This is a genomic window from Streptomyces sp. TRD_SC_5, from assembly GCF_056836825.1.
Genome location: NZ_JBWZZS010000001.1, coordinates 4,437,370 through 4,450,154, shown reverse-complemented (window position 1 = coordinate 4,450,154; position 12,785 = coordinate 4,437,370). Strand labels below are relative to the sequence as shown.

General features: G+C 69.4%; 11 protein-coding genes and 1 riboswitch. Of the genes, 1 reads left to right on the top strand and 10 read right to left on the bottom strand.

Features of this window, described 5'->3' with window-relative positions; translation table 11 throughout:
- Positions 1-66 precede the first annotated feature (66 nt).
- The 10 genes from AC1P0E_RS20610 to AC1P0E_RS20565 form a co-directional block, all read right to left on the bottom strand.
- Positions 67-1,293 carry a phospholipase D-like domain-containing protein gene (locus tag AC1P0E_RS20610; protein ID WP_482743617.1) on the bottom strand — a complete coding sequence of 409 codons (1,227 nt, stop codon included), beginning with the start codon at positions 1,291-1,293 and terminating at the stop codon, positions 67-69.
- A gap of 161 nt (positions 1,294-1,454) precedes the next feature.
- Positions 1,455-2,765 carry a class I SAM-dependent methyltransferase gene (locus tag AC1P0E_RS20605; RefSeq protein ID WP_482743616.1) on the bottom strand — a complete coding sequence of 437 codons (1,311 nt, stop codon included), beginning with the start codon at positions 2,763-2,765 and terminating at the stop codon, positions 1,455-1,457.
- A 210-nt stretch (positions 2,766-2,975) separates the two neighbouring features.
- Positions 2,976-4,370 carry an NAD(P)/FAD-dependent oxidoreductase gene (locus AC1P0E_RS20600; protein WP_482743615.1) on the bottom strand — a complete coding sequence of 465 codons (1,395 nt, stop codon included), beginning with the start codon at positions 4,368-4,370 and terminating at the stop codon, positions 2,976-2,978.
- A gap of 369 nt (positions 4,371-4,739) precedes the next feature.
- On the bottom strand, positions 4,740-5,690 hold the full coding sequence (locus AC1P0E_RS20595) for a Ppx/GppA phosphatase family protein (RefSeq protein WP_482743614.1): 951 nt from the start codon (positions 5,688-5,690) through the stop codon (positions 4,740-4,742).
- A gap of 26 nt (positions 5,691-5,716) precedes the next feature.
- A complete protein-coding gene (locus tag AC1P0E_RS20590; RefSeq protein ID WP_482743613.1) occupies positions 5,717-6,250 on the bottom strand; it encodes a DUF501 domain-containing protein in 534 nt (177 codons plus the stop codon).
- 39 nt (positions 6,251-6,289) lie between these two features.
- On the bottom strand, positions 6,290-6,769 hold the full coding sequence (locus tag AC1P0E_RS20585) for an FtsB family cell division protein (RefSeq protein ID WP_482743612.1): 480 nt from the start codon (positions 6,767-6,769) through the stop codon (positions 6,290-6,292).
- Between the two features lie 183 nt (positions 6,770-6,952).
- Positions 6,953-8,245, bottom strand: coding sequence for a phosphopyruvate hydratase (eno, locus tag AC1P0E_RS20580; protein WP_482743611.1), 1,293 nt, complete (start codon positions 8,243-8,245; stop codon positions 6,953-6,955).
- Positions 8,246-8,527: 282 nt separating this feature from the next.
- On the bottom strand, positions 8,528-9,229 hold the full coding sequence (locus AC1P0E_RS20575) for a transglycosylase family protein (protein WP_482743610.1): 702 nt from the start codon (positions 9,227-9,229) through the stop codon (positions 8,528-8,530).
- Positions 9,230-9,232: 3 nt separating this feature from the next.
- A riboswitch (cyclic di-AMP (ydaO/yuaA leader) is annotated at positions 9,233-9,410 on the bottom strand.
- A 268-nt stretch (positions 9,411-9,678) separates the two neighbouring features.
- On the bottom strand, positions 9,679-10,662 hold the full coding sequence (locus tag AC1P0E_RS20570) for a transglycosylase family protein (RefSeq protein WP_482743609.1): 984 nt from the start codon (positions 10,660-10,662) through the stop codon (positions 9,679-9,681).
- Between the two features lie 112 nt (positions 10,663-10,774).
- The gene (locus AC1P0E_RS20565) at positions 10,775-12,001 is read right to left on the bottom strand and encodes a cytochrome P450 family protein (protein ID WP_482745835.1); all 1,227 of its coding nucleotides are present in this window, start codon (positions 11,999-12,001) and stop codon (positions 10,775-10,777) included.
- Between the two features lie 127 nt (positions 12,002-12,128).
- On the opposite strand from AC1P0E_RS20565, the gene AC1P0E_RS20560 reads away from it, so the two are divergent.
- Entirely contained in the window at positions 12,129-12,785 is a 657-nt protein-coding gene (locus AC1P0E_RS20560; protein ID WP_482743608.1) for a hypothetical protein, read from the top strand.

Genomic DNA, 12,785 nt, shown 5'->3' with positions numbered 1-12,785 from the left:
GTACATGATGAAGGGGCCGGCCCTCCGGGGGCCGGCCCTCCGGGGGCCGGCCCCTTCATCATGTGTTCAGGAGCCCTTGCAGTAGCTCATCAGCTGGGCGTGGTTCGTCTTGTACTGGCTGAAGAGCGTCGCATTGTCGATCTTCAGCAGGGTCTCGTCGTTCGCCCGCAGCGCGGGGTAGGTGTAGTTGTGGCTGCCGGTGAAGACGAGCCTGCGGTCCGCCGCACCCGCGTACGTGCCCTCGATCAGCAGGTACTTCGAGTGCAGACCCACCTTGGGCAGGCCGGCTCCCCGGTCCTCGTAGCACTGCACGCGTTCGGTGAGCTTGCCGGAGACGGCCGTCTCGACGGACGCGCTCATCGACCCGGGCGCCCCGTCGTGCGCCAGGCGCACCGAGCAGCCCGCCGTCGCCAGTGCCGCGAGCTTCTTGGCGACCTCGTCCCGGGTGAAGAGGTTCGCCGCCATCCGCACCTGGGTGCCGCCCGTGCAGCTGACGTTGTCCAGGATCAGCTTGACGGTGTCGGTCGAGGCGTCGTTGTTGTACTCGGTGCCCGAGGCTTCCCGGCGTGGCAAGAAGTAGGTCTTGTACGCGCCGCTCGACGGGGTCTTGTAGTAGTGGCTCAGCCCGCTCGACGACGCGCCGTACTTCAGCAGGTCGGCGAAGTACGTCCGGTAGATGCCGTAGAGGCCGGCGTCGACGATCGTCACCGCGTTGTTGAAGAGGTCGGTGCGCTGGGTGTTGGTCATGTTGGCCGAGGCCTGGACCACGACGTTGTCGGACCCTCCCACCGAGGAGAAGAGGAAGAACTTGTTGTGGTTGATCGGGCCGTCCGCGTCGCTGGGCAGCACCCGCGTGCCGAGGCAGCCGCGCCTCGCCGGGCAGGCCAGCACCCACGAGGACTTCGTACGGTCGGTACCGAGCCCGGCGGCAAGGGTGTTGTACTCGCCGCCGGTCATGGTGGCGGAGGTGTGGTCGAGGATCACCTTGACCGAAACGCCGCGCTGCTTGGCGGCGACCAGCGCGTCGGCGACGGTGTCCTCGGTGAAGGTGTACATCGACACCGTGACCGAGGTGCCCGCCGCGGCCTGGTCGACCAGGCCGACGATGTGGTCACGGACCTTGCTCTGCTCGGCCGTGGTTCCGGCGGGGTTGTTGAAGGTGGCGCTCGTCGCGACGGCCGCGACGGCCGCCGGCCGGCTCTCCGGCTGCGCGGAGGCCGGGACGGGAAGCAGGGCGACGGTCATGAGAGCGGCTGCCAGAGCGGGCAGCCACGTCTTTCTGGGGCGGAACAAAGTCGGTTCCCCTCGTTTCATGGCGCATTCATGACACTGCGGGCGCACGAGAAAAGCGGGGCACAAGGCCGGTCAGACCCTGTGCTCCCGCCTCGCTCGCCGAGCCCGAAGTGCTGAACGTATCCAGCCACCGAAGGGGTACGACAGTCGCGATTCGGCCGTTATCGGACCACTGGATTCCAGGTCCGGGCACGCAGCCGCATCCCCGACGCACCGCTCTCCCCCGGCCGTACGGCAAGGACCTGGTTGACGCCGATCTTGTTGTGCTCGAAGGAGAGCGCGGACGCCGCCATGTAGAGCTGCCAGACGCGGGCCCGGCCCCGGGAGGTCGCCCGTACCGCCTGCGCCCAGTTGGCCTCCAGGTTGGCGACCCACTGGCGCAGCGTCAGGGCGTAGTGCTCGCGGATCGACTCGACGTCACGGACCTCGAAGCCGGCCTCCTCCAGCGTCCCCACGGTCCGGCCGACCGGCGCGAGTTCGCCGTCCGGGAAGACGTACGCGTCGATGAACTCGTCCACGTGGTACGCCTCTTCGTTCGGCTCCGGGCGCCGGGCGATCTGGTGGTTGAGCAGCCGCCCGCCGGGCTTGAGCAGGGCGAACAGATCGTCGGCGTACTCCCGGTACTGGACCGAGCCGACATGCTCGGCCATCCCGATCGACGAGATGGCGTCGTACGGACCGTCCCTGACGTCCCGGTAGTCCTGCACCCGGATCTCGACGCGGTCGGTCAGGCCCTCGTCGGCGATGCGCTTGCGGGCGTACGCCGCCTGCTCCTTGGAGAGCGTGATGCCGGTGACCTGGGCGCCGTACTCGCGCGCCGCGTGCATCGCCATCGAGCCCCAGCCGCAGCCCACGTCCAGCAGCCGCGTCCCTTCTCCGAGCGCCAGCTTGCGGCTGATGAGGTCGAGCTTGGCGTGCTGGGCCTCTTCGAGGGTCAGCCCCTCCGCGGAATCGTCGAAGTACGCACACGAGTAGACCATCGACGGGCCGAGCACCAGCCCGTAGAACTCGTTGCCCACGTCGTAGTGGTGGCTGATCGCTTCCTTGTCGCGCCGCTTGGTGTGCAGCGGTCCGGTGCGGCGTCTGACCTCTTCGGCGGGCGGGGGCGGCGGCGGCCAGGGTCCGGCGAGGGCGATCAGGCCGCGGGCGGCGGCGCGCAGCCGGGGGTCGCGCACGGCGTGGACGGCGGACTTGGTCTCGGCGCCGCGCTCCCAGAGCAGCCCGGCGATGCGGTCGAGGGCGTCGTACAGATCGCCCTCGAAGTCGATCTCACCGGCCACCCAGGCGCGGGCCAGGCCGAGTTCGCCGGGCTTCCACAGCAGGCGGCGCAGTGCACGGCGGCTTCGGACGACGAGGACCGGGGCGTCGGCAGGGCCGGATTCGCTTCCGTCCCAGGCGCGGATACGGACAGGCAGTGAAGACCCGAGGAGCTCCTCGGCAAGCGTGGTCAGCCGCAGGGCGGCGTCGGCCATGGTGCACACCTCCGTGACAGTGTTGCCCGGATTACTGAGCGTTCACCAGAGATAACACCGACGGGTGTCTCGAGGCATCCCGATGGCGGGCAATGGATCAGCAAAGCACCTGGTGCGCACAGGTATCAGGGTGCGGATACGCCGAAGGGGCCGCCCGCACCACGGATGGCGGGCGGCCCCTTCGGGCTGCGCGTAAGGGGTACTGCCGCGTCAGGACGCCTTGGCCTTCTCGCTGCCGGCGGACGCGCCCGTCTTGGCGGCCGGAGCCGGCGCCGGCCTGGCGGCCTCGTAGAACTCCTCGCGCGGAGTCTCCATGGCGCCGAGCGAGACGACCTCGCGCTTGAGGAACATCGCGAGGGTCCAGTCGGCGACGACGCGGATCTTGCGGTTCCAGGTGGGCACGGCCAGACCGTGGTAGCCACGGTGCATGTACCAGGCGAGACGGCCCTTGAGCTTGATCTTCATCTTGCCCATGACGATCATCGCGACGCCCTTGTGCAGGCCCAGACCGGCGACCGCACCCTTGTTGGCGTGGCTGTACTCCTTCTGCGGGAAGCCCCGCATGCCGGAGACCACGTTGTCGCCGAGGACCTTGGCCTGGCGCAGCGCGTGCTGGGCGTTCGGCGGGCACCAGGCGTTCTCGACGCCGGCCTTGCGGGCGGCGACATCCGGGACCTGGGCGTTGTCGCCCGCGGCCCAGATGTAGTCCGAGCCCTGCACCTGGAGGGTCGTCTGGGTGTCCACGTGGCCGCGCGGGCCGAGCGGCAGGCCGTAGCGGGCCAGCGCCGGGTTCGGCTTGACGCCGGCGGTCCACACGATGGTGTTGGAGTCGACTTCCAGCCCGTTGTTGAGCACGACGTGGCCGTCGACGCAGGAGTCCATGCCGGTCTTGAGGTAGACCTCGATGCCGCGGCCCTCGAGGTGCTCCTTGCCCCACTTGCCGAGCTCGGGCCCGACCTCGGGAAGGATCTTGTCGGCCACGTCGACGAGCAGGAAGCGCATGTCCTCGCGCTTGACGCTGGTGTAGTACTTGGCCGCGTCGCGGGCCATGTCCTCCACCTCGCCGATGGTCTCGGCGCCGGCGAAGCCGCCACCCACGAAGACGAAGGTCAGCGCCTTGCGGCGGACGTCCTCGTCGGTCGTGGAGTCGGCCTTGTCGAGCTGCTCCAGGACGTGGTTGCGAAGGCCGATGGCCTCCTCCACGCCCTTCATGCCGATGCCCTGCTCGGCCAGGCCGGGGATCGGGAAGGTGCGGGAAACCGCGCCGAGGGCGACGACGAGGTAGTCGAAGGGCAGCTCGTAGGCCTCGCCGACGAGCGGCGCGACCGTGGCGACCTTGCGGTCCTGATCGATGGTCGTGACCCGCCCGGTGAGCACCTCGGCCTTGGGCAGGACGCGTCGCAGGGGTACGACGACGTGCCTCGGCGAGATGCTGCCGGCGGCAGCTTCGGGGAGGAAGGGCTGGTACGTCATGTACGAGCGCGGGTCGACGACCGTGACGGTCGCTTCCGCATAACGCATCTTCTTGAGAATGCGTCGTGCTGCGTACAGGCCTACGTACCCACCGCCTACTACGAGGATCCTGGGACGCTCCGTGGTGCTCATGCCATCGAGTATCCACCCCTTGGAGGGGGGTGGCTCGTGAGCCCCTTCACAAGCTCCTTGGGCACCTCTGCTACACTCCGCCGCCCACGTGATCCAGGTCATGGCGCGGCGGGGGAACCACGGTGTACGGCCGGACGTTGGAAACCCCCCGTGAGCTGCACGCACGGGGAGTTTCAGGGGGTGTACCACCGGTCCGGCGCGGACCGGCTTCACACCGGCGCAACCCTCCGGGAACGGTCCGAAATGCGATCGGCACACCCTAGTTGAGCCTCAAGAGGGCCTCTGGACCCACATTCGTAGGCCGAGAGGCCCCAATTCCTTGTGAAGAACTTCACGAAGTTCCTCCGTGGGACGACGATCGGACGGTCGTCAGGCGATGGACCACGCGATGCCGTCGAGGATGTCGTGCTCGCTGACGACCACTTCCCGGGCCCCTGTCCGCTCCATGATCTCCAGCAGTACGAGGGCTCCGGCGCCGATGACGTCCACCCGGCCGGGGTGCATGACGGGGATCGCGGCCCGCTCGTCGTGGGCCGCGGCGAGCAGGTCGCCGGTGATCTCCTTGACCCGCTCGTACGGGACGCGGGAGTGGTGGATCGCCTCCGAGTCGTACGCCTGAAGGCCCAGCGCGATCGCGCCCACGGTCGTCACCGATCCCGCGAGCCCGACGAGGGTGTGCGCCTCGCGCAGCGGCACGGTCTCCTCGGCGAGGTCGAGCGCGGCGCGGATGTCGGCCCGTATGGCGGTGACCTGGTCGAGGGTGGGCGGGTCGGAGACCACGCCGTCCCGCACGAGGTGGCGTTCGGTCATCCGTACACAGCCGATGTCGACGGAGCGGGCGGCCCGCACGTGGTCGTCGCCGACGACGAACTCCGTGGAGCCGCCGCCGATGTCCACGACGAGGTAGGGCCCGGTCAGGTCCTCGCGGCCGGCCAGCTCCTTGGTGGCGCCGGTGAAGGAGAACTCGGCCTCCTGGTCACCGGTGATCACCTCGGGCTCCACGCCCAGGATGTCGAGTACGCCGCGTACGAACTCGTCCCGGTTCTCGGCGTCGCGGGAGGCCGAGGTGGCGACGAACCTGATCTTCTCGGCGCCGTGCGCCTTGATGACCTCGGCGTACTCGCGGCAGGCGGCGAAGGTACGCTCCAGCGCCTCGGGGGCGAGGCGGCCGGTGCGGTCGACGTCCTGGCCGAGCCGCACGATCCGCATGCGACGGTCGATCTCGACCAGCTCGCCGGTGGCGCTGTCGGACACCGTGGCGTCCGCGACGAGCAGCCGGATGGAATTGGTACCGCAGTCGATGGCGGCGACGCGAGTCATGCGTACTCCTGTGCTGGTCGGAAGGGTCAGGCCTCGGCCGGTGCCTCGCACGGCGTCACGCACGGGCCCTTCGCCCACCACTCGGGCAGCAGCGCGAGCGCCTCGTCGCCGAACGGGTTCACACCGGGGCCGGCCGCCAGCGAGTGCCCGACCAGGACGTGCAGGCACTTCACGCGGTCCGGCATGCCGCCCGCGCTCGGGAAGCCCTGGAGCACCTCGATCGCGTCGCGGCGCCGGATGTAGTCCTCGTGGGCGGCGCGGTAGGCGGCGGCCAGCTCGGGGTCCTCGGCGAGGCGGTCCTGCATCTCCTTCATCAGGCCGGAGCCCTCAAGAGTGCCGATCGCGCCGGCCGCGCGCGGGCAGGTCAGGTAGTACAGCGTCGGGAAGGGCGTGCCGTCCTCCAGGCGCGGGGCCGTCTCGACCACGTCCGGCTGTCCGCAGGGGCAGCGGTGCGCGATCGCGCGCAGTCCGCGCGGCGGGCGGCCGAGCTGCTGCTTGAACGCGTCGATGTCCGCCTCGGTGGGCTCGGTGCGCGGGGTGGTCGGGGGTGCGGCGTCCATGCGTGCGTTCGTGCCTTCGTGTTCGGTGGTGACTGGTGATTACTGGTTGCCCGTGCGGTCGGCCTTGTCGACGCCGTCCCAAAGGTTGCTGTACCAGGGACGGTCGGCGCCGCCCTGGTCGTCGCGGCGCTTGTCGCGGGCGCCCGGGTCGTAGACGGTGAAGCCCGTCTCCCCCGGCCGCACGAGGTGAAGGTGCTCGCGGGCGAGGCGCTCGATGTACGCGTCGTCCTTGAGCCGGGCCTTCTCGTCGCGCAGCTCCTCGACGCGCCGGCCGGCCTCCCGCATCTTCCGCTGCTCGTCGGCGATCTCGCCGCGCTGCGACACGTACTGACGCATCGGGTAGGCGAGGGCCACGATCAGCGAGCACAGGACCAGGACGAGCAGCGCGGCCCGGCCGGTGAGCCGGGAGCGGCGGGCCTGACGGCGCGTCTGCGAGCGGTAGACACGGGCGGCGGTCTGTTCGCCGAGCAGCCGCAGCCTGGTCGTGGTGGAGAACCGGTCCCGGTCCTTCCCGGCCATGTCTCCCGCCTCCCCTGCCGTTACGCACGTACGTCCCCGGACACGGTACGGGACCGCGGCCGGGGACGTACGTACGACTGGCTGTGCTGTTACGCCTTGCTGTGCCTATCAGTTCGCAGAGCGCTGTGCCTGATCAGTTCGCAGAGCGCTGTGCCTGATCAGTTCGCAGAGCGCTGTGCCCAATCAGTTCGCAGAGCGAAACCGCGGGAAGGCGGAACGGCCCGCGTACACCGCCGCGTCGTCGAGGATCTCCTCGATGCGCAGCAGCTGGTTGTACTTGGCGACGCGCTCGGAGCGGGCCGGGGCGCCGGTCTTGATCTGGCCGCAGTTGGTGGCGACGGCGAGGTCGGCGATGGTGACGTCCTCGGTCTCACCGGAGCGGTGCGACATCATGCACTTGAAGCCGTTGCGCTGCGCCAGCTCGACGGCGTCCAGGGTCTCGGTCAGCGAACCGATCTGGTTGACCTTCACGAGCAGCGAGTTGGCGGCGCCTTCCTCGATGCCGCGCGCCAGACGCTCCGGGTTGGTGACGAAGAGGTCGTCGCCGACGATCTGGACCTTGGTGCCCAGCTTGTCGGTGAGCGCCTTCCAGCCGGCCCAGTCGTCCTCGTAGAGCGGGTCCTCGATGGAGACGAGCGGGTACGCCGCCACGAGCTCCTCGTAGTACTCCGTCATCTCGGCGGCCGAGCGGGACTTGCCCTCGAACTCGTACGAGCCGTCCTTGTAGAACTCGGACGCGGCGACGTCGAGCGCGAGCGCGATCTGCTCGCCCGGGATGTAACCGGCCTGCTTGACGGCCTCGAGGATGAGGTCGAGCGCGGCGCGGTTGGAGTCCAGGTTCGGGGCGAAGCCGCCCTCGTCGCCGAGGCCGGTGGACAGGCCCTTGGACTTCAGGACGGACTTGAGGGTGTGGTAGACCTCCGTGCCCCAGCGCAGGGCCTCGGAGAACGACTCGGCGCCGATCGGCGCGATCATGAACTCCTGGATGTCGACGTTGGAGTCGGCGTGCGACCCACCGTTGAGGATGTTCATCATCGGGACGGGCAGCAGGTGCGCGTTCGGGCCGCCGAGGTAGCGGAAGAGCGGCAGGTCCGACGCCTCGGAGGCGGCGTGCGCGACGGCGAGGGAGACACCGAGGATGGCGTTGGCGCCGAGGGACGCCTTGTTCTCGGTGGCGTCCAGGTCGAACATGGCCTGGTCGATCAGGCGCTGCTCGGTGGCGTCGTAACCGACGAGCTCCGGGCCGATCTGCTCGATGACGGCGAGGACGGCCTTCTCGACACCCTTGCCCTGGTAGCGGTTCGGGTCACCGTCGCGAAGCTCGATGGCCTCGAACGCTCCGGTGGAGGCACCGGACGGAACAGCAGCACGACCGGTGCTGCCGTCGTCGAGGCCGACCTCGACCTCGACCGTGGGATTGCCTCGGGAGTCCAGGATTTCCCGGGCTACGACGACGTCGATGGACGGCACGAGCATCTCCTTCTGGGATGTGACGCTATGGGGTGCAGGGTCACTTTGGCCTTGCGCCAAGAGCCTAACCGGCTCGGGAGCATCGATCGGCCGTTCGCCCGCCCCCTGGGACAAGAAGAGGTCCGAATACCCGCAATAGCGGACGTATGTCTTCGTGAAAGTTGCGACGTACTGGGATTACTGGGCAGTAACGCATGTAGCCCAGCAACGCGGTGACGACAAAACCCCGGCCCGGCGCGTACGGGGGAATCGCGCCGGACCGGGGTGCTCTGGGTGTCGCGGGCAGGATCAGCCGAGGTGCAGCTGCTGGCCCGGGTAGATGACATCGGCGTCGCTGACGATGTCCTTGTTCAGCTCGAAGAGCTTCTCCCAGCCGCCCTTGACCTTCTTCGCGTCGGCGATCTTGCCGAGGGTGTCGCCGGACTTGACCTTGTACTCGCCGTCGCCCTTCTCGATCTTGACGGGGGCGGCGGGCTTCGCGGTCTCGGCCTTGGGCTGGGCCTTGGGCTCGGAGCGGACCTCGCTGCGGGAGGCGGGCTGCTCGGCGGCGCGCGGGGCGGCCTGCTCCTGCTTCTTCTCCGAGGAGCCGGAGGTGTCGACACCCGGGTCGACACCGTCGTTGGTCAGGCCGCCGGCACCGGCGCAGGCCCAGGCGCCAGGGCCCTGAATGTCGAGAAGCTTCTCGGCGGTGGCGATCTGCTGCGCCTTGGAGGCCTTGTCGGCGGTCTGGGCGTACTGCGTGCCGCCGGCGGCGGCCCAGCTGGAAGCGGAGAACTGCAGGCCGCCGTAGTAGCCGTTGCCCGTGTTGATGGACCAGTTGCCGCCGGACTCGCACTGGGCGACAGCGTCCCAGGTCTCGACGGAGGCTGCGGAGGCCGAGGTCGCACCCATCAGCGGGACGGCGACAGCGGCGCCGGCGATACCGGCGAGCGCGGCGAACCGAGTGGCCTTGGACGGGCGACGGTGCTTGGCGTTGCTGGAAAACAGCATGCGACATCTCCTCACCGACGCCTACGAGGTGAGCTGTCGGGTTCGGGCTCAGTGAGTGCCCGGCGCGCGACCTGTACCTGCGTCGCGCGGCTTAACCCCAAGCCGGTTCCGTTCGTCTTCCGACGTCCGGGCCCGGCGGCCTACCTGGGTCCCCCGCTCCTGCCTACGGCGCTTTACGCGTCAGTTCCCCCCGGCCGCCGGCAGGATTCGGCGTGACGGTCGACGGGGCCCGCGGTGGCGAGCGGTTCGACGGTAAACACATGAGCCCTTGATGTTCAAAAAGGCTCATCAGGGAGATATCGCCCTTCTCCGCCTCCATCCCGCCCTCATCCGTGCAGGTCAGGGGCGGCGGGGTGGGACTGTCCGGGCCGGGGGCGCGAGTTGAGGCAAAGAGACCCTTGTCTCACTTGCTTCAATCCGGACATAGTGGCCCGAACTACCCCCCGAAATCAGCCCAGATCGAGGCTCTGTCCAGGGACGATGTGGTCGGGGTCGGACCCTACGGCCTTCTCGTTCGCGGCGTAGAGCGCGGTCCAGCCGCCCTGTACGTCGTGCGCGTCGGCGATGGCCCAGAGGTTGTCGCCGGCGCGGACGGTGTAGCTGCCCTCACCCGCCTCGTCGGCACCCTCCGCCTCGGCGGCCTCACGTGTCGGTCCGTCACCTCGGGAGGCATGACGAGCCGATTCGCGCTCGATACCCGATTCGCCGGATGCGGCAGCGTCGCTTTCCCGGGCCCCTTCGCCGCGGTGCTTGCCCTTGGGGGCGCCCTCCTCGACGGCGGGCGGCGCGGGGGCCTTGGACGCCTCGGCCGACGCCTCGGCCGATTCCCCGGCCTGCTCCTCGGACTTCCCGTAACCGGACGCTGGGGGCGTCGTCGGCTCGGCGGCCGTCGTGGACCCGCCCTCACCCGTTTCACCGGCAGGCGCCTCGGCCGTCGCGTCGGCAGACTCCGGAGCCTTCGAACTCTCCGGTACCGCGTCCGACGAATCGGCCTTGGGTTCGACCGTCGACCCGGCGGTCGGCTCTGCGGTCGCGCCGTCGCCCGGCGCGGCATCGTCACCCTCCGTCAGGCCGGAGATGAGCGCGCAGCTCGGCCAGGCCTGCGGCCCTTCCTCGGCGAGCACCTTCTCGGCCACCTGGATCTGCTGGGAGCGACTGGCGAGATCGGCGCGCTGCGCGTACGCCGTACCGCCGAACTTCTGCCAGACCTCCGGGGAGAACTGAAGTCCGCCGTAGTAGCCGTTGCCGAGGTCGGCGCTCCACATGCCGCCGCTCTCACAATCGGCGACCCGGTCCCAGGTCGTGGCTTCGGCAGCGGACGCGCCGGTCGCGCCGAGCAGCGGGATGGCGATGGCCGATCCTGCGACTCCTGCCGCGACGACGAGAGCTGGAGCCTGACGGGGGCGGCGGTGCTTACCGTTCCCGGAGCGCATGCGGTGGCCTTTCGAGTGACGGCTGAGGTTGACGGTGAACGTAGCCGTACTCGAACGTTTGTCACAAGTCGATGCAGCGCAGATCACGTGAAGGTCTCGAATTGACGCAGCGTCACTTGGTTTCCGCGTCGAACTCCACGGGCAGGGTGCGCAATCCGCGCATGATGAGGCCGCCGCGCCACCGCAAATCGTCAGGTTCCACCGCAAGCCGCAAGTCGGGGAGACGTCGCAGCAGCGTCGCGATCGCCGTCTGCCCTTCGAGCCGGGCCAGCGGGGCACCGAGGCAGTAGTGGATGCCGTGCCCGTAGCCGAGGTGCTGGTTGTCGCGGCGCGAGAGGTCGAGCGTGTCCGGCTCGCTGAAGCGCTCGGGGTCCCGGTCGGCGGCGGCGAGTACGACAAGTACGGGGTCGCCGGCCGCGACGTCCTGGCCGCCGAGGGTCAGCGACTCGGTGGCGTACCGCCAGGTCGCGAGCTCCACCGGCCCGTCGTACCGCAGGAGTTCCTCGACACCGGTGGCGAGCAGCTCCGTATCCCCTTCGGCGAGCGCACGCTGGAGCCGCTCGCGCTGCTCCGGGTTGCGCAGCAGCGCGTACACGCCGTTGCCGATCAGATTGACGGTCGTCTCGAACCCGGCGAAGAGGAGAATGAACGCCATCGCCGCCGCCTCGTTCTCGGTGAGGTGCTCGCCGTGATCGCTGGCGCGAATGAGACCCGAGATGAGGTCGTCACCCGGTTCTTCCCTTTTGCGGTGGATGAGCTCGGCGAGGTAGTTGCGCATCTTCTTCACCGACCGGGCCACTCCCCCGCGCGGCCCGCCGCCGTGCCGGATCATCATGCCGGCCCAGTCGCGGAAGTCGTCCTGGTCCTCGCGCGGTACGCCGAGCAGATCGCAGATCGCGTAGATGGGGAGCGGAAAGGCGAAGTCGTGAATCAGATCCGCCTCCCCCTTCTCCGCGAAGGCATCGATGAGCTGGTCCGTAAGCTCCTGCACGCGCGGCGCGAACTCGGCCACCGTGCGGGGCGTGAACGCCTTCGACACCAGACGCCGCAGCCGCGTGTGGTCCGGCGGGTCGATGTTCAGCAGATGCGTCATGAGGTCGGCCTTGCGCTCACCGGGAATGCCGGTCTTGCCCTTGGCGTGCGCGGAGCCGGCGTGGTTGGCCGGGTCCTTCGACAGCCGCTGGTCGGCGAGCGCCTGCCGCGCGTCGGCGTACCGCGTCACCAGCCAGGCCTCGACCCCGCTGGGCAGGGACGTCCGGTGTACGGGCGAGTGCTCACGCAGCCAGGCGTACGCCGGATAGGGATCGGTCGCGAACTCCCAGGTGAAGAGCTCGGGCATGGGGTCGCGGGGGTTCTGGTGGTGCGGCACGCGGTCGACCGTATCCCTTCGCCCTGAACCGCTGGGCGGCTGAGCGTGTCGGCCATCCTGGTCGCCACCGCGTCGGCACCCCGGCAGAATCCCGGGCATGGGAACGGACATACACGGGTTCGTCGAGGTCAGGGACGAATACCTCGACTTCACGTCACCTGACGACGGGTGCGAGGACCTGGAATGGCATTGCGCCATCCCGCTGGGCCACCTCTACGACGACCGGTCCTACCTTGCCTTCCACTGTCTGTTCGGGGACGCGGTCGCTACGTTCGATCCCCTCGCCGGCGGTCGTGGGCTCCCGGACGACGTGTCCCGGGCTGTCGCCAAGGACTTCGCTCTGTGGGGCGGCGACGCCCACTCCGCCTCCTGGATCAGCTGGGCCGAAGTCACAGCGACGGAGTGGGACGAACCGGCCGCGACGCGGGTGCACTCCTCGGCGCTGGAGTACCGTCGCCGCCCCGGCGGCCAGTGGGTCTGGCAGGGCCTGAACACGTCTTCGAAGCGCCTGGCCAAGATCGCCGGGGTGGACCGGGCGATCGCCGACCGGGCGGGCGAGCACTGGCCCGAAGGCACTGAATGGCTCGACGGCGACCGGCTCTTCCGCATCGACCGGCTCACCCGCCGGCAAGCGGTGCCGGACAAGGAATGGGGGCACGTGTGGGCGGTGATGGGCGCTCTCGCCGAGCGGCACGGCGGCGACAACGTCCGCCTCGTGGTCTGGTTCTACGGTTCGTCCCTGTCCGCACCGTGA

Excerpts from the sequence above, each read along its gene's own strand:
- AC1P0E_RS20605 (WP_482743616.1), bottom strand. The coding sequence starts at position 2,765 with ATGGCCGACGCCGCCCTGCGGCTGACCACGCTTGCCGAGGAGCTCCTC.
- eno (WP_482743611.1), bottom strand. The coding sequence starts at position 8,245 with ATGCTCGTGCCGTCCATCGACGTCGTCGTAGCCCGGGAAATCCTGGAC.
- AC1P0E_RS20585 (WP_482743612.1), bottom strand. The coding sequence starts at position 6,769 with ATGGCCGGGAAGGACCGGGACCGGTTCTCCACCACGACCAGGCTGCGG.
- AC1P0E_RS20595 (WP_482743614.1), bottom strand. The coding sequence starts at position 5,690 with ATGACTCGCGTCGCCGCCATCGACTGCGGTACCAATTCCATCCGGCTG.
- AC1P0E_RS20565 (WP_482745835.1), bottom strand. The coding sequence starts at position 12,001 with ATGCCCGAGCTCTTCACCTGGGAGTTCGCGACCGATCCCTATCCGGCG.
- AC1P0E_RS20590 (WP_482743613.1), bottom strand. The coding sequence starts at position 6,250 with ATGGACGCCGCACCCCCGACCACCCCGCGCACCGAGCCCACCGAGGCG.
- AC1P0E_RS20560 (WP_482743608.1), top strand. The coding sequence starts at position 12,129 with ATGGGAACGGACATACACGGGTTCGTCGAGGTCAGGGACGAATACCTC.
- AC1P0E_RS20575 (WP_482743610.1), bottom strand. The coding sequence starts at position 9,229 with ATGCTGTTTTCCAGCAACGCCAAGCACCGTCGCCCGTCCAAGGCCACT.
- AC1P0E_RS20600 (WP_482743615.1), bottom strand. The coding sequence starts at position 4,370 with ATGAGCACCACGGAGCGTCCCAGGATCCTCGTAGTAGGCGGTGGGTAC.
- AC1P0E_RS20570 (WP_482743609.1), bottom strand. The coding sequence starts at position 10,662 with ATGCGCTCCGGGAACGGTAAGCACCGCCGCCCCCGTCAGGCTCCAGCT.